Annotated in this window: 24 protein-coding genes; 22 read left to right on the forward strand and 2 right to left on the reverse strand. The window is 36.2% G+C overall.

Going from position 1 to position 17,896, the window contains the following annotated elements:
- The first annotated feature begins 39 nt into the window (after window positions 1–39).
- From QOL71_RS12640 to QOL71_RS12685, 10 genes are all read left to right on the forward strand, one after another.
- A complete protein-coding gene (locus tag QOL71_RS12640; RefSeq protein WP_283417267.1) occupies window positions 40–435 on the forward strand; it encodes a hypothetical protein in 396 nt (131 codons plus the stop codon).
- The gene (locus QOL71_RS12645; protein WP_283417268.1) at window positions 432–1,007 is read left to right on the forward strand and encodes a hypothetical protein; all 576 of its coding nucleotides are present in this window, start codon (window positions 432–434) and stop codon (window positions 1,005–1,007) included. The genes QOL71_RS12640 and QOL71_RS12645 overlap by 4 nt, the downstream gene beginning before the upstream one ends.
- 466 nt (window positions 1,008–1,473) lie before the next feature.
- Window positions 1,474–2,037: a hypothetical protein gene (locus tag QOL71_RS12650; protein WP_283417269.1), complete on the forward strand. Its 564-nt coding sequence runs from the start codon at window positions 1,474–1,476 to the stop codon at window positions 2,035–2,037.
- A gap of 1 nt (window position 2,038) precedes the next feature.
- Window positions 2,039–3,847, forward strand: a complete 1,809-nt coding sequence (locus tag QOL71_RS12655; RefSeq protein ID WP_283417270.1) for a hypothetical protein — start codon at window positions 2,039–2,041, stop codon at window positions 3,845–3,847.
- Window positions 3,847–5,133 (forward strand): hypothetical protein, encoded by a 1,287-nt coding sequence (locus QOL71_RS12660; RefSeq protein ID WP_283417271.1) that lies wholly within the window; start codon window positions 3,847–3,849, stop codon window positions 5,131–5,133. The genes QOL71_RS12655 and QOL71_RS12660 overlap by 1 nt, the downstream gene beginning before the upstream one ends.
- Before the next feature lie 9 nt (window positions 5,134–5,142).
- Window positions 5,143–5,319, forward strand: a complete 177-nt coding sequence (locus tag QOL71_RS12665; protein WP_283417272.1) for a hypothetical protein — start codon at window positions 5,143–5,145, stop codon at window positions 5,317–5,319.
- A 17-nt stretch (window positions 5,320–5,336) separates the two neighbouring features.
- Window positions 5,337–5,828, forward strand: a complete 492-nt coding sequence (locus QOL71_RS12670) for a phage holin family protein (RefSeq protein WP_283417273.1) — start codon at window positions 5,337–5,339, stop codon at window positions 5,826–5,828.
- Window positions 5,800–6,288: a hypothetical protein gene (locus QOL71_RS12675; RefSeq protein ID WP_283417274.1), complete on the forward strand. Its 489-nt coding sequence runs from the start codon at window positions 5,800–5,802 to the stop codon at window positions 6,286–6,288. The genes QOL71_RS12670 and QOL71_RS12675 overlap by 29 nt, the downstream gene beginning before the upstream one ends.
- The gene (locus QOL71_RS12680) at window positions 6,285–6,839 is read left to right on the forward strand and encodes an N-acetylmuramidase family protein (RefSeq protein ID WP_283417275.1); all 555 of its coding nucleotides are present in this window, start codon (window positions 6,285–6,287) and stop codon (window positions 6,837–6,839) included. Before QOL71_RS12675 ends, QOL71_RS12680 begins: the two co-directional genes overlap by 4 nt.
- Window positions 6,840–6,866: 27 nt before the next feature.
- A complete protein-coding gene (locus QOL71_RS12685; RefSeq protein WP_283417276.1) occupies window positions 6,867–7,094 on the forward strand; it encodes a hypothetical protein in 228 nt (75 codons plus the stop codon).
- A 58-nt stretch (window positions 7,095–7,152) separates the two neighbouring features.
- Here QOL71_RS12685 and QOL71_RS12690 read toward each other — a convergent pair whose 3' ends face one another.
- Window positions 7,153–7,368, reverse strand: a complete 216-nt coding sequence (locus tag QOL71_RS12690) for a hypothetical protein (RefSeq protein ID WP_283417277.1) — start codon at window positions 7,366–7,368, stop codon at window positions 7,153–7,155.
- Window positions 7,369–7,473: 105 nt separating this feature from the next.
- Here QOL71_RS12690 and QOL71_RS12695 point away from each other — a divergent pair, with 105 nt between their 5' ends.
- The 9 genes from QOL71_RS12695 to QOL71_RS12735 all read left to right on the forward strand — a co-directional run bounded on the left by QOL71_RS12695 (window position 7,474) and on the right by QOL71_RS12735 (window position 16,019).
- The gene (locus QOL71_RS12695; protein ID WP_283417278.1) at window positions 7,474–8,289 is read left to right on the forward strand and encodes a Clp protease/crotonase-like domain-containing protein; all 816 of its coding nucleotides are present in this window, start codon (window positions 7,474–7,476) and stop codon (window positions 8,287–8,289) included.
- Between the two features lie 22 nt (window positions 8,290–8,311).
- Entirely contained in the window at window positions 8,312–10,456 is a 2,145-nt protein-coding gene (locus tag QOL71_RS12700) for a hypothetical protein (protein WP_283417279.1), read from the forward strand.
- 54 nt (window positions 10,457–10,510) lie between these two features.
- Complete coding sequence (locus QOL71_RS12705) at window positions 10,511–11,320, forward strand: hypothetical protein (protein ID WP_283417280.1); 810 nt, start codon at window positions 10,511–10,513, stop codon at window positions 11,318–11,320.
- Window positions 11,321–11,457: 137 nt separating this feature from the next.
- Window positions 11,458–11,751 carry a hypothetical protein gene (locus QOL71_RS12710; protein ID WP_283417281.1) on the forward strand — a complete coding sequence of 98 codons (294 nt, stop codon included), beginning with the start codon at window positions 11,458–11,460 and terminating at the stop codon, window positions 11,749–11,751.
- The gene (locus QOL71_RS12715; protein ID WP_283417282.1) at window positions 11,732–13,084 is read left to right on the forward strand and encodes a hypothetical protein; all 1,353 of its coding nucleotides are present in this window, start codon (window positions 11,732–11,734) and stop codon (window positions 13,082–13,084) included. The genes QOL71_RS12710 and QOL71_RS12715 overlap by 20 nt, the downstream gene beginning before the upstream one ends.
- 133 nt (window positions 13,085–13,217) lie before the next feature.
- The gene (locus tag QOL71_RS12720; protein ID WP_283417283.1) at window positions 13,218–14,270 is read left to right on the forward strand and encodes a DUF6712 family protein; all 1,053 of its coding nucleotides are present in this window, start codon (window positions 13,218–13,220) and stop codon (window positions 14,268–14,270) included.
- The gene (locus QOL71_RS12725) at window positions 14,267–15,163 is read left to right on the forward strand and encodes a hypothetical protein (protein WP_283417284.1); all 897 of its coding nucleotides are present in this window, start codon (window positions 14,267–14,269) and stop codon (window positions 15,161–15,163) included. The genes QOL71_RS12720 and QOL71_RS12725 overlap by 4 nt, the downstream gene beginning before the upstream one ends.
- Window positions 15,160–15,603, forward strand: a complete 444-nt coding sequence (locus tag QOL71_RS12730; protein ID WP_283417285.1) for a hypothetical protein — start codon at window positions 15,160–15,162, stop codon at window positions 15,601–15,603. The genes QOL71_RS12725 and QOL71_RS12730 overlap by 4 nt, the downstream gene beginning before the upstream one ends.
- Complete coding sequence (locus QOL71_RS12735) at window positions 15,603–16,019, forward strand: hypothetical protein (protein ID WP_283417286.1); 417 nt, start codon at window positions 15,603–15,605, stop codon at window positions 16,017–16,019. The genes QOL71_RS12730 and QOL71_RS12735 overlap by 1 nt, the downstream gene beginning before the upstream one ends.
- Here the strand turns inward: QOL71_RS12735 and QOL71_RS12740 are convergent.
- Window positions 16,009–16,413, reverse strand: a complete 405-nt coding sequence (locus QOL71_RS12740; RefSeq protein ID WP_283417287.1) for a hypothetical protein — start codon at window positions 16,411–16,413, stop codon at window positions 16,009–16,011. The two genes, QOL71_RS12735 and QOL71_RS12740, sit on opposite strands and share 11 nt — an antisense overlap.
- Window positions 16,414–16,458: 45 nt before the next feature.
- Here QOL71_RS12740 and QOL71_RS12745 point away from each other — a divergent pair, with 45 nt between their 5' ends.
- The 3 genes from QOL71_RS12745 to QOL71_RS12755 are packed head-to-tail and all read left to right on the forward strand — an operon-like array spanning window position 16,459 to window position 17,746.
- Window positions 16,459–16,671 carry a hypothetical protein gene (locus tag QOL71_RS12745; protein WP_283417288.1) on the forward strand — a complete coding sequence of 71 codons (213 nt, stop codon included), beginning with the start codon at window positions 16,459–16,461 and terminating at the stop codon, window positions 16,669–16,671.
- Between the two features lie 4 nt (window positions 16,672–16,675).
- Window positions 16,676–16,996 carry a hypothetical protein gene (locus tag QOL71_RS12750; protein ID WP_283417289.1) on the forward strand — a complete coding sequence of 107 codons (321 nt, stop codon included), beginning with the start codon at window positions 16,676–16,678 and terminating at the stop codon, window positions 16,994–16,996.
- Between the two features lie 30 nt (window positions 16,997–17,026).
- Complete coding sequence (locus QOL71_RS12755; RefSeq protein ID WP_283417290.1) at window positions 17,027–17,746, forward strand: hypothetical protein; 720 nt, start codon at window positions 17,027–17,029, stop codon at window positions 17,744–17,746.
- Window positions 17,747–17,896: the final 150 nt, after the last annotated feature.

The following is a 17,896-nucleotide window of genomic DNA, read 5'->3' on the forward strand; positions in this document are numbered from 1 at the left end:
AATTATTAATTTACTATATTTGTAAAAAACTTAAGTCATTTGAACTCAGAATGGTTAGATGTCCAATCATTCAAATTGATTCCTTCTGAACATTTACCGAAAGGTATCACCAGGAATCAGATTTTGGACCTTGCAGAATCCTTTTCTCCTTTTGAACATACAATAGGAACGGCTAAATTTATTTCTGAAAAAAAGACAGTAGCAGCCGGAGAATTTTGGTCCCACGAATTTCAATTTACATCTACATCTTATGTTACGGAATTTGATAAGCAGTTTATCAAAAAAACCGGAGCTGTTGTAATTTATACAGACTTACGAACATTAGTGATGTATCAGAACGATATATTTAGCAATGCCCCTTTGGTGTCATCTGTTAAATCAAATAATGAAATTACTGAAGTCAACTTTTCAATATCCAGTTTGTTTGTTCTATGATCCAGATCCTACCTGTATCGGTTCCGGGCTATCTTGTTCCGTTCATTATAAAAGAAATGGACGGTATTTCTGTAATTGAAGCTTCAGGAGATTATACCAATATCAAGGTGGAACCCAATAGCGTATTGGGAATGTTCCTGAGAAGAAGAATAAAACCTGAATACAAAACAAAGGATTATCAGATCCTGATCTACTCAAAAAAAATTGGAGTTAAGAGAGCTTACTCTGTTAACATTATGGAGCATCAGCTGAAGGGAGAATTCCAAATTGATCTGACTTTTGAAGAGCTAGAGGAATTTTACAAATTCCTGAGTCACGGCTTTATGTTATTCTTCCAGTCATATGTCAAAGGTTTTGTTCATTCGTATAAAATCAGAAATGCCAGGAGCGATACTAAAAAAAAACATCAGGGAGTAAGAACGGCGATCAGATCTCTTTTGGATGAGTATGATATGCTGGAATATGGATTCTCCGAAAATCAGATGCGGATGCTTTACTATAACAATCTGAAAAAAGGCTGCTTTGCCAATCTTCATAAATCAATTCAACTTAACAAAAAAACATTAGGATAATGAGTGAATTTTTAGAATTTATAAAACAAGAGGATAACTTTTTTACTGTTTACTTTGGAGCAGTTATAGTTGCAATTTTCATATGTCGCTTATATGAAATACTTACCGGGAAGGATTAATAATATGAAAAAGCCATTTTATTCCAAGAGGAGATTGAAGAAACTAGGAATTACACTCCAAGACAGAATTAGATTTCTTGAAGTACAAATTCCTTACAGCCTCAATATATCTTATCTCCGGGTAATACAATCAATCAAATCAAATAAAATTATTTCAGTTGCAATGAAAAATTTTCCTGGTTCTATTTCTTCCTGGAATCAGTTCAAATAATAAAACCGAAAAAAATGCTCATCTATATTTAAATGTAGTTTTAATAACCATACTGTTTTCGGTCAGTATGGTTTTTCGTTTTCGTGTAACACATTTTTTTTCAAAGCACCAGCATTTTTGTGTCAAATAAAAAGCCTTGAGATTTAGTGTTTCAAAAACGTCAAAAGACAGATCATTACCGGTTGCAAAAAAAGACCTGGTACTGGTTTATGCTGATGATATTGTATCACTTCCCGAAACCAATGAGCGTGGTGTTTTAGCAATCAATGAGATCCAGTTGATGAATGGTGCTGAATTTTACAGCCTTTATCTAACTCCATCAACTCAAAAGTTATCTTCAGACATCGAAGGCGATATCGGAGTTAAAGGTTGGAAACCTACGGTCAACGGAAGTTTCCCCGGAACCAGACTGCAGATATCAGAATGGATGCATAACAACATCAATTCAGCATTTATAGCCATTCAAAAAAATTGTGGTGATAATTATAAAATCATCGGAACCAAAAGCAATCCTTTGTTTTTGACCGGGAAAATATCTGAAGATAAAGATTCCAGTCTTTGTGAGGTGAATCTGATCGCTGCTAAAAAATCCAAAAGGCCTTTTATTTTTTATAATCCCGAAGACATCGGAGCGCAAGATCCTGGAAGTAATGCCGGTAATTGTGATTGTGTACCATTAATTGATATTATCGGAATCTAATATGTACAAAAGCGGACATATCTATCTGGTTGATAAAGAACCAACATCTGAACAGCTTGCACAATTTGCGAAGCCTGTTCAGTTTGATGTTTGTAAAGATGGAAAATTTTATTCCATAATCTATGATAAAGACGGCAATAAGTATGTTGAGGAAACAAGTAAGATATCTACCGGTTTTATAAAGATCGGAGACATCACTCAAAATGATGATCAAATCAGCATTGATATACATCCTTCAGGTTTCAATCATTGGAGAATAAACGGAAGTGATATCACATCGACAAATCCTGAGAACATTTTTGTGGATCCTGTTGAAAATGGAAAATTCCGTATCGATTACATTTTTGGAAATAGTGCCGGAGGTATTTTCATTCTTCCTGGTGCGGCTGGTAAATTCGCCATTGAACCGAATATTCTGAATTATCCGGATTATGCATTTTTGTATCGGGTTCTGGTGACTCCGGATGGATTTTTTGTTGATGATTCTACAAGGGTTAAAACCATCGGAGATATCACAGCTTCTTCTAATTCAGTAATAGTCGGCTTGCACAGCTCGGGAACAAACACTGTTATTTTTAACGGTGTAGAAAAAAGTACAACTCAGGCAACGCCATTGCCTTTCATACCTGTAAGTACAGGGAAAATAAAAGTGTTAAATGTTTATGCGCTTCCTACAACTGAGTTGTTTTATTTAGCTCAGGGTGTTGAAGGTGATGAAGCTGTAGAGCCAATACTTCCGGAAGGATCTCTTTTTATCAGAAGAATTATCGTAACAGATGAAGGTCCGGCAATAGATCCTGCAACTTTGGAAGGCTTTAAAGAGAAAGATGAAGATAACTGGACCAGAAGTATCTTTACTGTTGGATCCACATTCAATCTTCAATACTCAGGAAAAAGCCAAAGTTTTCTCATTTATAAAGGCCTTGTCACAGGTGTAGGATCAGGCACTACAAAAATTGGTGGAATCATGTTTGAATCCGCCGGTTCCCGTGCTATTAAATTCCTAATCTATAATATCACAGGTACTAATATCTTGATAGAAGCTTCGTCAACAGACGGTCTGAAAAAAGGGTTTTCATATAATGGTACACCTTATACATTAAAATCTAAAAAAGCAGTTTGGGTTCAATACAATCCGGACACTGATCTGATCGATATACTTGATATCGGGAATAGCACTCCATTTGAAGGTGTGACAACAGATCCAACTTTAGAAGGGAATGGTTTTAATAGTCAACTAAGATTATCTGCAGCTAAAAATGCTGAGATTGCTGGGAAAACCACAATGTCAGCGGTTCAAAGCTGGGTGACATCAATGAGTTATGCAACCAATGTAGATCTTACAGCCGGATTGGCAAATAGATATCAGATCACAACGACAAATATCACCGCTCCGGATGCAACTTATAAGTATGTTATAATTACTGATGCATCAGGTGTAACCAGACGTTTGGATTTGGCAACCTATCTAAGCGCAAATTACGCAACCACAAACGCTTTGGGTAATAAAGTCGATAAATTGCCTGGCAGTGGTTACCGCTTAGCACAGATCAATCCAGATGGTAGTTTGTCTGCGGCTTCCGTTGCAAGCAATGTACCTGCAAAAGTCGTGGGAAAAGACGCCAGTGGTGGTCTGACTGAATATCCAACAACTCCATATAAAGCAGTCAGTGATTTAGCTGTTAATCCAACATTAACTGATTTGGCAGCATATACAGTTGATCGTGTTGATTTCCCAAATCTAGTACCAAGCAGAATATATTACCGCGTTGGAAATTATTGGAAATATATAACCTTAACTGATGCGTAATGATTAGACTTAATAACGACATTATTACTGATACAAATAAGGTTCCGTTGGGATTGTACACATTGCCGGCTTTGGAGTTTGATGTCAGGTTTACCGCTTTTCCACCATCAAAGAGAGCGCCTACAGATCAGTATTATGGGACCTTAATTTTCACAAATTCTGGAAACAACATTATCTATATTGACTTTGGCGATGGCAGCAGTGTTTTTACTCAAAGCTTCACCGGTAATTGGTCATGGGTAACGTCAAACGGACCATTAAAAACTTATCCGAATAGTAACTCAAAAATCGTAAAAATATGGTTTGAATATCCTTGGAAAATTACATCTATTGTGTCGGACTACATGTACTTTTATGGTGATTTTATCGGTAATATCGGGCTTTATAAACTTGACACATTAGATCTTGGTCAAATGAATTTTGCGACTTTAAACTCTTTTAAAGGCGGTATCTACACTAACTTTAAACTACAAGCAACCGGTAATACAATTACGGCTTTACCTGATTCGATATCAAGATCAAGAATCAATACATTATTGTTAGGAGGTTCAACATTTAACTTCTCAAATGGAACAACTAATAAACTTGAAAATTTAATCAATATTCAGGGATTGGTCAGTTTTTCAATCAATGGAGCAACAAAAAGTACAACAACTTTTCCTTCAAACCTGAAAGATTGTTCAATGTTGAGGAATTTAGACGTTACAGGATCCACAACCATTCCTGATAATATAGGAAAATGTGCTCAAATTACGTCCTTATCATTAGGAAAACAGGTTGCGTTGGTAACAGGTGGTTCAAACGGCGGTTGCAATATGACATCCTGGGGTTATGGTATCGGAGAGATGTCTAATCTGGTAAATCTATATTCGGAAGGCATAATTGGCAGTACAACGTTTCCTACAACTCAAGTTATAGGCTTAGAATTAAACGCAAAACTGAAAAACCTTTACTTAGGTTCTGTTTTTGGTACAGTGAGCGAAGTCGATACTTTTATTGATAATCTGTATAACCAGATTACAACCAATCAGACACCGGGAACAATAACAACAGTTCCATTGCGAGGTATCACATTATCGTTAAGGAATTTCGGCGGGGCTTATACTAAATACACGCCAAGACCGTCCGGAACCTTCCAAGCTCCAACAGATTTTGTGTTGAATTCAGCGAACGGTACGCCGGCATCCCCATTAGAAAAGTTATATGTTATTGCGAAAAATTATAAGTGGTCTATAACGATTACAGGAACAGCAGGCGGAACAACCACTCAAACATTAATCCCTTAATATATTATCATGCAAAAGTACATCGTAGTTATCTACAACGGTCAGATTATCTCAGTTATGGAAAAAACTGAAACAACACTTTCGATTGGAGAATCTGACTTTTTAACCGGCACAAAATCAGATTTAATTCTAATGACTGCAGCAATTGGAATTGAAGACACATCAATGCTCGACGAATATAATTAAATGAACAAACAATAATTATGATAGTAGAACTTATTAAACACGATTACGCAGCAATATGGATAAAATTGTTCATTGTCTGCGGAGCCTGGGCAGCCGTACTTTTAGCGATGGTTATAGACTTGGGATTTGGAATTAAAAAAGCAAAACAACTTGGAGAACAAAGATCTTCAGAAGGATATCGCAGAAGTATTCACAAATTTGTATACTACTTCGCTATGCTATTTTTTGCATTAATGTTCGATGCGCTAAATCCTTTGTCTTTCTATTTACCTTTTCCCTTAGCCGTTATGCCGGTTATTACTTTACTGTGTGCTTTGGCTTTGATTTTCACAGAATGGAAGTCTGTCCGTGAAAAAGCTGAAGATAAATTAAGAAGACGTACAGATGCTACTTTTCGAGATATCCTTGAAGTATTGGAAAAAAAGGAAGACGGCTTTGTAAAGATTTTAGAATTTATGAAAACTGAAAAAGAAAAACAAGATGAAAAAAATAATTTACCTGCTAATTAGTGTCTTTCTGCTATCCTGTGGTGGTTTACGTAAAACCAATACTGAAACTAACAAATCTGATGAATTTAAAAAAAATGAGTCATCAGGTAATTCAAAAACATCATCTGAGAATGGTGGAGAATCTTCAACCGATTTATCTCAATTCCTAAAAAACACAGATCTCGAAATCACATCTAAAGGAACACCTTTTAGTTTATCATATAACGGTATCGTGTTTACCGGAGAAGCTGATGTAAAAATAAACAACAAAGAAGAAAAAACCATTGTGAAAACTGTTTACAGGTATTGGGATATCTATCGCAATTGGAATGTTTATCACAATTACGATGTGGTAAGGAATAAAACCTACTTCAAACACAAAGAAACCGAAAGCAAAAGAGATTCATGGTGGTTATATGTTTTGCTATACTTTGCCGGAATGATCACAATACCCTTAATCAAATTATCTATAAAAAAATGAAAACACCACTTACAGAACAAGATTACGTCAATGCGGCTAAAGAGTTGAATTGTGAGGTAGCGGCCATAAAAGCGGTTGCAGAAGTTGAAAGCTTAGATGGAGGTTTTCAATCGGACGGAAAGCCAAAAATCTTATTTGAAAGGCATAAATTTAACGAGTTTACCAAGGAGAAATATTCTAAAGAATATCCGGATATCTCCAACGAAAGACCAGGAGGTTATACAAAAAACGAACATTTAAGATTAGAAAAAGCTGCGAAGCTTGATAGAACTGCAGCGCTTAAATCTGCAAGTTGGGGAAGATTCCAGATAATGGGATTCAACTTTGCAATGGTCGGTTTTTCTACTCTTCAGGATTTCATTAATGCGATGTATCGCAGCGAAGCGGATCAATTAAAAGCATTTGTACAATTCATTAAAGCAAACAAGCTAGATGACGAACTTAGAGATAAACGTTGGTCTGATTTCGCCAGGATCTATAATGGTAAGAATTTTCATATAAACGAATATGATAAGCGAATGGCTGTCGCTTATAAGAAATTTAAAAAATAATTTTAATTAACTATAAATTTTAAAACAATGAAACAAGTAAAAGCAAAATTCAAGTGTGAAGCAGTTACTAATTTTGAAACATCTAAAGAAGCAACTCTTTCTCCAGTTATAAATGGAAGTGAAGAAAATAAACAGTTTTCAAAATATACTCCTTCTGGACGATTAGTGATTAGAATTGACAACGAAACGCAAGCTGCAGATTATTTTTCTCCAGGAGAAGAGTATTATTTAACTTTTGAAAGATCGGTAAAATAGTTTATAATTTTAATTCAGAGTATTAGTGGTAACGGCAAAGATGTCGTTACCATTTTTTTTAAAATCTATTCTCAAATTCTTCAGCTTTCTTCAACGCAAACTCTTCCATTTCCTTAAATACCCTTGGCTTTTCATTATAGTCATAAATACTGCCATTATAGAATATTTCTTTAAAAATTAGAGGTTTAAATGAATCTATTCGGCACAAACAAAGTGCCCCTTCCGAATAAAAGATATACTTTTCCATAGATTCTGGATCAACTAAAAATTTCATATTTTTTTTTCAGTTCACTCACAAAAATAATTCCAAGGTTTAGTTTACACTTTCATTTTTTTTCGTGTAACACATTTTTTTTCACTCACATAGGATTTTTGTCCTATGAATATTCTCTATGAAATTTTACATGGGACCTGGCTATTAGAATCTCCGGATCCTCAAGCTTACAAAAAGATTGCTGATAATATTTTGTCCGGCGGTTCAATGAACCAGGAAAAGGCTGAATGTTACACTGTTTTGGGAAGGCAGACGTCTGATGGAAAAGGCGGAATAAAAACTGAAGATCAGGTTTCTGTGATATCAATGATCGGTGAAATGACTAAGCGTTCCGGGATGTGCAATTATGGCGCTGACTATATCTGCCAGGAGTTCCGTAAAGCTGATGCAAATGCAGAGATCAAAGGTCATATCGCTTTCTTTGATGGTCCTGGCGGTAACGCTGATGCAATGCCTTTATTTCTTGCCCTTAAATCTCAACTCACAAAACCTGTTGTCGCATTGGTAGAGCGCGCATGCTCTCTCCATTATTGGACCGCCTGCGAATTATCCGATCATATCATGATGGCCAATGACCTTACTGCAGAAGTTGGAAGTATTGGTGCACAGATCATGTTTGAAAAACCAACAAACGAGATCATTGTCATTCGACCGAAACAATCTCAGGATAAAAATCAGGATTTCCTGGATGCTATAAATGGAAAGCCTGAGCTTTTGGAAGCAAAGCTAGAACCGCTGGCAATTGCATTTCAAAATGGGGTAAAAACTAACCGACCAAATGTGAAGGAAGATACGCTTCACGGAAAAACCTACTACGCAAAAGAAGCAATTTCATTAGGCCTTGCAGATTCAATTGGTGATATGCAGAAGGCCTATAATCTTGTTTTGACAAAGGCTGCTCTTAGAAATACGAAAAAATAATCATAACTAAATTTTTATAACAATGAAGAAATGGACAACAATGCTGGCTAAACTCTTAGGTTTAACAAGTGCGCCGGCTTTGAAAGATGGGAAGCTAGATCTATCCCAGGAACAACAAAATTCTTTACAGGAGCAGTTAGGCGCTGAAGATATGGCCAGTTTGATTGCTCAGGTTACAGGGGAATTATCTGAAGTTGCTGAAATTGCAACACAATTGGCGGAAGCCAGAGCCAATGAAGCTTTGCAAGCTACTCAACTTGAAGCCTTAACCCAGAGAATTACAGAGCTAACGACTCAGAATTCTACACTTACATCACAAGTTTCGGCATTATCTGAACAACCTGAAGATAATCCAACAGCTCAGCCTATCGCTAATGTTGTAGGAACTGGCGGTGCGGGTTCTATTATGGGTCGTGCTGTAGCTGCTGCCGGAGTTGTTTTGGCTACAACTTTGGGAACTTCTGCACTTTGGGGCGGTCAGGTTCAAGCTGTAGGAAACCAGTTGATGGGTGAAACCGGCAAATTATGGTCTGTTGACAGACCTTGGAACAACAGAGCATTACAGGGAGCTTCTTTTGTAGCTACCGACTTCACTAAAGATGTTGTTATCGACAGACTGAACGGAGATTTAGATGATTTCATTCGAGAAAATCCTTCAAAAATTGACAACATTTTCTCAAAATATTTTAATCTTCCACCGCAGTGGATAGCTAATACCGTTTATGGTGTAGCTGACAGAATTACTTCTGCTACTATCACAGTAACAGAGGTTACGCAGCCACGAAAAACAAAGTGGATGCCAAAAGGTTCTGCCAGCATTAAGCCGGAAGAAATGAGGATCCGTCCAGTTCAGATAGATCTTCAATTTGATTACAATAAACTTGTTCAAATCGAAACTAACTGGCTAAACGGTTTCAACAGAGAAGGTACTCAGGCCTACAAAATGACCTTTATAGAATATCTTATCACATTCTATATGATGCAGGCTAGATCTGAAGACGCTGATGTTTTAGTAAGAGGTGTTTTTGTTGGAACTCCGGAAGGTTACGATTACCCGGTTTCTTACCTATTAAGAAACGATGGTGTGCTGAAAATTTTGTTTGATGCAAAAGAAGCCAATAAATACCGAGCTTTCGACATCGGTGTTCCTACAGAATCAAACATTGTAGATTATATTGATAGGCTTATCCTATCACTTCCTGACGATGTCCGTAATACACCATTGGAATTGGCTTTGGCTCCATCCTGGATTAGAGCCTATAAAAAACGTGACGAACAACTCAGAGGTCAGAATAATAATTACGACGGCTATCCTCAGACACCCCGAGATTTTCCTAATATTACGTTTTTGCCTGTTCAGCAATGGGAAGGAACTGACATTATGTTTATTACAACGCCTGGCAATGTAAAGCCTCTTGAATATAAACCACAGGAAAAATCAATGCTGACTTTTGAAAAATCTCTTAGAAATGTTTCCGCCTTTGCAGATTATAGATTAGGAATCGGTATTAACCATATTGGTTTGCAGACAGACGCTAATGATCCTCAGAAGTTCTTAAAACAAGTTGTATGGACGAATAATGTACCATTGTTCAAGTCAGATTTCTTTGTTCCGTTCTACGATGAAGGAACAGGAATTATCGAACTGGCTCACAACAGAGCACAGCCAGCTAAAGGTTTTGCTACAGACATCGTAAAAATTAACAGTAATGTAGGACCAATTGTAATTATCAGAGGTGATATTACTCTTCCTTCAGCTGTTAATATCAAAAACAATTCTGATATTGTTTTGACTGCTGATTTTAACCTGAAATCCGGAGGAACTTTAACCTTGGTTAAAAATGCTGATGGTAAATACAGGGAGGTAAGCAGAACAACAGCTCCGGAAGTTGTTTCAAGCCTTAAAGACTTTACAGGTACAGCAATCGATTATGCTAATGGTAATCAGTTTATTTACAAAGGAACTTCATCTGCGACTTTAGCTGATATCCTAAACGGTGTTGAAGGAAACACTATCAGAATTTATGGCCAGGCTACTAATACACTGACTGTTGATACCGTAGCCGGCAAAATCAAAACTAATTCTACTGCAACTCTAAATACATCGACTAAATTCATTGATTTGGTGAAAGTTGGTGGTCTTTGGGTAGAAACTGCAAGAGGATAATATTAACCAAATATAAAGCCCTGATTCCAGGGCTTTATTTAAACTATTAATAAAATGAAATTTCAACTACAAAAAAAATCAAGCAACGCCGGCCTTCCTAGTAAAAAAAGAGGTAATGTGCGTGCGGTCCTGAATAGGGACATCAAAACATGGCCACCTATCTCAGCAGATGGAACAACCTATGAGGGAAATTTTGAATTCTATGAAAGCGATGATTTGGGAGAGATATATCTGACGGCTTCCACTCAGGCTTTGACAGGAGAACCTGGCGGAAATCCGGATGGTATGGGCTCTAAAAATAAATTTGTTGGGGAACATCCTGGTACTTCAAGAGAAGCTATGGCATTTATCAAAAAGTACGCAAACGAAGGATTTATATTATTTATCGGGGGATGTGGTTCCACAGAATACAAAGTGATTGGTTCGCAATGTGATCCGGTCAAATTATCTCCTTCGATCAAGGACGATAAAGACGGCAATATCACAACCTTGACTTTTGAGCAGGAGCAGCTTAATGATGACTATGTGATGTATTACTATGGAAATCTTCCAACAACTGCTCCTTATGCAGTTACCGGAAGCTCTTTTGCAGCAACAAAAGAAAACGGTCAGGTCTATCAGTTAGCTGCTAATGCAGACGGCGATAGTATTGCCGTAACATCTTCAGACCTTGATGCTGATACAATTATCACTTTGATCGGTGGTGGCGGAACGGATCCTCTGGTGTTATCAAATTCTACAGCCGGCGCAGTTGGTTATTTAACCAAAAATGGTTCAGCATGGACAGGTCTTTCCGGATCCAGGATAAATCTGAAAGTTGTTAAGGCAGATAAGACCTATCTTGTCGAAGCATCAAGATCATAATTTTTCATATACTTTTATTTTTGAAAACCGTCTGTTTTATACAGTCGGTTTTTTTATGTCTCCGACACTGATGTCGGAGACATGTTTTGTGTTTTCGTGTAACACATTTTTTTTCTGCAGTATGGGATTTTTGCTGTATGAAGGAAATCAATATATATGATGCTCTGATGCTTATGAGGAAATTATCAAAGCAAAATTTTCCAGTAAAATTCTCATACATCTCATGCGATCGCTCCAAAGGAACTTCCTCCGGATATAAGATTGTGGAAAAGGGAATTCTAACTGTTGGTCTTCCTTCAAAAAAAAGCAAGTATGCCAGAAATCTTATTGCTTACGAAGACATGGAAACCGGTAAGAGAAAGCATTTTTGGCTGCCATTATTAATGACGGTAAACGATTTTAAAATCTCCCATGATAGAATTAGAAAATGATGCCATCGTAGGCGATCAGAATTTAGCTTTCACATTTGAAGTTCTGGACCAGAACCCCCGGGAAAAAAGTAATTCTACAAATCCCTGGAGTCCGGTAGATATTTTTTCTCAAAGACCAATGGTTTCGCGTTATGGCGACTGGAATGTTTTTCCTTATGGTGAAATGAATCAGCTGCCTAACATGCTAAGAAATGTTATCTATTCTAATTCGATTGTTCCTGGACAGCTTTTTCAAAAAAATGGATTATTCTGGGGGCAAGGGCCGAAATTATATCGAGAATCAATCGTTGATAATACCATTGTAAGGGAAAATATAGAAGATCCTGAAATAGAAGCCTGGCTGGAAACCTGGGACTGGGAAAAATACCTTCAGAAATGTACAGCTGATTTTTCAGTAATTGAATCATGCTACACGAAATTTGTTAATAAGAAAGGCTGGAGGATCGGCTCTAATCTCCAGATATCCTACCTAGAACATGTAGCGCCGAATAAACCGCTGGTTGTAGGAAAGCTACAGACTCCGACTCATATCATTATGCATCGTCCGGATTATCCTGAGATTTATGATGTATATGAATTATTTGATAAATTCCAGCCTTTCAAATCCGGCATAAGTATTCATTATGCTAATCTTTACACGTTTTGCTCAGACTTCTTTTCGATTCCTCAGATCTTAGGATCAGTTCCCTGGATTATTCAGAGTAGTAATGTTCCTAAGTTCTTCGAAGCTCTATCAAAAAACTCTGTTAATATCAAATATCACATTACTTCTCCAATGGCTTTTTGGACATCTGTAGAAGATAAACTGAAAAATGATTGCATCGACCAAAATAAGACTTATAAAAAATCGATGTTGACGGCATATAAAAAAAAGCTTTTGACTCAGATTCAGAAAGTTCTTTCAAGCTATGAAAATGCCGGAAAGTTTTGGCATTCGGAGCAAGTTCTTCAGGAAATTGGAGGCTCAATGGTTGAACAGGGTTGGAAGATTACAAAGATTGAGCAAAATATGGCTGAAACGGTTTCTGCTCAAATCAATATTGCCACAAAAGCGGATAAATCGGTAGCTGTTGGAATGGGAATCGATTCCGCTATTGGAGGTGTTACCGAACAAGGTCGTTCCGGATCCGGTTCTGAAAAATATTACGCCGTTAACAACTTTTATCAGATAGGTATTGATCTTCCGGAGATGGTCATTTTTGAAGCAATGAACGCGGCTATTAAAATCAATTTCCCTGAAAAGAAAAAAATCAAAATGGGTTTCTATCGTGAACAGCCAAAGATGCAACAGGATATGTCACCACAGGACCGAGGATATAAAGCAAAAGGATAATTATGGAACAACAAAAAATACCTAAAGGATGCGCTTTTTTCACAATGCTGTTTGTCATTGTCAACTTTTTGGTGATGTGCTATGGTTGGGGTGTAATATTATGGCCATTCATTATAAAAATTAAAAACTACTTATGGAGCTTATTGTAAAGGAACCTGGTTTTTCAGCAGATTTTAAAACTATTATCGGTTTTGTTGATAGTGATATGTCTTTCCAGAGGCTTAAACCGACTTTGGAAATTGCTACTGATGAAATTACAGATATTATTTCCCAGGAAACTTATGACCTGGTGATACAAAAATTGTTTCCAGAAGAAAACGAGAATCAAGAACCGCAGGAACCAGACGATTCAGGAAACGAAACTTCCGATAGTCAAAATGAAGAATCAGAAGTTCCGGCGGGCTTTTCTCAGTTCAATGAATTAACAGAAAAAAAACAGAATGATTTTATTTCTTTATTGAAATATGCGATCTTTCTAAAGACTTGTATCTTGTATCTTCCTACCGGTGACCTCTCCGTAAGCAACAACGGAAGAATAATGAGACGTGATGATCATACTGTTGCCGCGTTCCAATGGCAGATCGATAAGCATGATGAATCGCTTGAGCAATTATATTATCGGCATCTGGACAGATTACTCCGGTTTATGTTTGATAATAATCTAAAAATCAATCAGAAAAAATATGATCACAAAAATCTGATCGTAAACTCCATTGATATTTTTGAAACACATTTTGACATCAATGGCAGCCGTCTGCTCTATTTAAAATTGTTACCGGGAATAAAAGAAGCGGAAAAGCTTCAGATCATTCCTAGAACCGGAAAAGATTATCATGATATCATCAAATCGGATCCCGATTCGGATTTGGCATTTCTAGCGCAGAAATGTATTGTGAGCTCTGCAATGGTTTGGGGCATCAATAGATTGAATTTGCAGCTATTTCCGAAAGGTGTTCTTCAGAATGAAAGCAAGGGTTCCGAAGGTTATTCCAAAAAGACTGCGGATCCTGTTCAAAAACAAGGATTGGCGATTACGTTTGAAAATGATCTGAATAGAGATTTGCTCGAACTGGAGAAAACTATTTCAATTCTCCAGAATCCTCCGGAAATTCTCCAGAATGATAATGAACCGTTCAAGCTTCCGGATCTGGAATTTGATGAAAATGACAAATTTATTAGTCTATGATAACTGTTGAAGTTCCTGAAGCAAAACATTATTTCTATGTTCCGGAAAGTATGGCGGAATGCGATGGTGATCAATATTTGAGAATATGTAAACTCTTATATTGGCTGAACTTTGGTGTTATATCTTATGAACGGTTCAAAGATATGGCTGTTTATGCACTTCTAGGATTGAAATTTAAAAAAGAAAATATTAAAACTGAAGGTTTTATACCTTCAGAGGATCTTCCAAAATGGGAAAATGTATTCCGTATTTCGGAGCTATTAGATTCTTTCTTTGATTGTAAGGTAGATGAACAGGGTAATAAGGATTATACGGTCAGACAAGACTTTATTCATAACCATAATCCGGTTTACAGGTTATTCCGAAAATACTATGGTCCGGAAGAAGGTTTTACCAATGTTAAATTCGGACAGTATTTGGATGGCCTGGAGGAATTGATAGATTTTCGCGATACCGGAGAGATCCAGAGTTTAAGAAATTTGTTTGCAATTTTCTATTTGCCAAAGGGCGAGATCTACAACAAAAGAAAATCCCTGCAGAGAGCAAAAAGGATGTTTCGTTTTGTGGATATCAGGCATCTCTACGGTATGTTTGTTTTTTTCAGCTCTTTCCAAAACTACATGATGTCAGGCGAAATAACGGTTATGGGGCAGACTATTGATCTGGAGATCATCTTCAAAGACGTTGAACCGGAAAAATCAAAATCATCTATTCCTGGTCTTGGCTGGATTACAACAGCTCAGGATTTGGCAGAAAGCGGTGTTTTCGGAGCGTTTGAAAGTGTCCGTAATACAGAACTATGGCCGGTGGTTTTAAGATTATATGATCTTAAAAAACGAGCCTTTGACGATAAAAAACGAGAAGAAGAAAATTCTAAAAATCAAAATATATGAGTCCGTTCGAATTAAGGGAATTTTTAGCAGAATTAAAATCGGAAACAAACGGTATCAATAAAACGATATCAGCGGTTAATGATTCTGTACTCGCAAAAAAAGTCGGTTCTATTTCTCCGGAACAAAATATGATCCTGGTTGGCGTTCTTCCAAGTTATGGGAGTAATGGACAGAATGTGGACAACGTTAGGACAGTTCCGATCACTCAGCTGATGGTTTTAGAAAAGTGTGATTATTCCGGAATGACAGAAGATCAGGAGTGGGAAATGTTCCAAAGAACATTTCTTGCGATTACTGAAATCAAGGAAACAATTGTCCAAAAGGTGTCCGAAGATTGTCCAAATTACCTTATTAATATCGATGTCAATTCTCTTAATATCGATCCGGTCTGGGGAAAGGCTGAATGCTGCGGATGGTCTATGGATATAGAATTTGAATAATGGGATTGATCGATAACAGGAACGGAGATATGGGTGTGATAGAAGGCCGGTTTATCACGCACGTTCTGAATGACCAGGCTGATGAGATTTTGAAGGATTCTAAACGCGGAATGAAAGGTTTCAAATCCGCAAAATGGAATAAAAACAAAATGGTTGTTTCTGATAATACTATGACATACGATACAATTTCAGCGACTCGTTTTGTCGATATGAAGACAAGATCTTCAAAGGGTTATCAACGCGGAACTAGAAAAATTCCAGGAGGAAAAAAGAAAAAAAAGAATTTTCCTGTTCACAACAAACCGATCTTTAGACACAAAAAATTTATTATCCGGACTTTGAGTTTTGGTTTTACGGATGAAGTAAAAGCGAACTTCCGAAAGCTTGCTGAGAAAGAAGGATTAATTAAGTCTTAAAAAAATTTGAAGTTATAGATTTAAGAGTTTCATTAGACCATTGTTCTACTTTCAAGCAATTAAGAAATGTAGTTTTGAAAGGTTCTTGAAATAATATTTCAATATGGGCAATATTTTTAGAATCAAAATATTGATTGCTTAAATAGCCGGTCGGTTTACTGTATTCAAAATAGAATTCAGAATTTCCTTTCAAGAAGTTTGAAACCAGACCCTCTAAACCTTTTACTTCATCTTGTGAATAATAATATGTTGTTATGAAAAGAGTTCCAATTAATTCATGCTGGTTAAAAATCCTCAGAAAAGAATTTAACTGCATTTCATACTCAATTAAGCCGTCATCTTGAATAGGTGTAGATATTTGGGATTCTATAGTTAATACATTATGCGTTTTCATTAATATACTTTTTTCAAATATACAACAATTGTTGTATATTTGAACATGGATTATAAAAAAGAACTTCAGGAATTATTTGCAAAGCTTCCGGCTGCCATCAGCCGAACCGAGCTTGCAAAGCTTGCGGGTATCGACCGATCTAATTTCAAAAATTACATAGAAAATCCGGATAAGGTTGTGACTGAAAAAACCTATAACAAAATCATGGGCGCAGTTGGGAAGGCTTATGAACAATTTACCCTGGCTTTGAAAAAATAATACTATGAAATATAAAATTTTTCCTTTGCTTTTGCATTCAACTATTGCAATTCAAGCATTAAAATTACAAGAAGAGCAACTTGAAACTGTAAAAGTTTTGACCTGTTCGAAAAATAGAAATTTGGCAATAAATCATTTCCATAATTTAAAGACGCACAAACGTGATATTTATATTCGGTGTTTAGCAGCAGGTTTTTTACCTGAAGAAACACTAAAAATTACAAACGAAATTTTTGAAAAAGCTGAAAATTTTCGTTTTACAGCTACAGAAATTTTTAACGCCGCTCATCAGTTTGGTACTTTAAGCAACTTTCTGAAAAAATAATTTTTCCTACTTTTAGGAAAAATTATACCTATGAAAAAAATCTTACTGATGGGAGCCATCGGCTTAAGTGTTTTTTCTTTTGCTCAAGAAAAAGCTTCCTTAAAACAAATTTATTCCCTTGCTGACGATCTTAAAAAATCTGGATCAATATATCAACAAGATTCCATTATTTCTGAAATGAAAAAAGTTCGAGATAATCTAGGAGATTTTGACAAAGGTCTTGCTAATACATTTATCAACGTTTCTGAACAGCTTATTAATACCAAGAAGTTAGGTGTTAGATCAAAAGATTTGTCAGAATTGTCAAAGTCAGAATTGAAAGGATTTAAAATTGATGAAGATAAGTTCAAGCATACTATTTTTATTACAAATAGATGGGGCTTTAGTATTCCAGTAATTCAACCTTATATTGCTATTAATGACGGGAATGCTTTTTTAAGAGTCAAAACTCAATATAATGGATTTAGCTGGATTTTTATGGATAGAGTTCAGCTGATAATTGATGGTAAAGATTATTTTTATGAAATTCCAAATACAGAAAGAAATGTCTTATCAGGAGGGAAAGTTAAGGAATCAAGTGATTACATTGCTGATGAAAAGCAAATTGAAATTTTAAAAGCAATTGTTAATAGCAAAGACAAAATATCGGTTAGACTATCCGGACAAAAATATTACGACACGATCATTGACTCTGGAACAAAAACAAAATTTAAAGAACTTTTAGAGTTGTTCGATAAATTAAAAAAATAGAAAATCAACCTCCAATATTTGGAGGTTGATTTTTTTTGTGTAGATTTGCTACAGCGAAACAAAATAGACTACAGGATAAGTCTCTAATATTATCCAATCATTTTATCGATTATACAATTTGCCTTGGCAAGTAGTGGTTAACTTATCCTT

The sequence above is a fragment of the Epilithonimonas pallida genome (assembly GCF_900182975.1).
Lineage (GTDB): Bacteria > Bacteroidota > Bacteroidia > Flavobacteriales > Weeksellaceae > Epilithonimonas > Epilithonimonas pallida.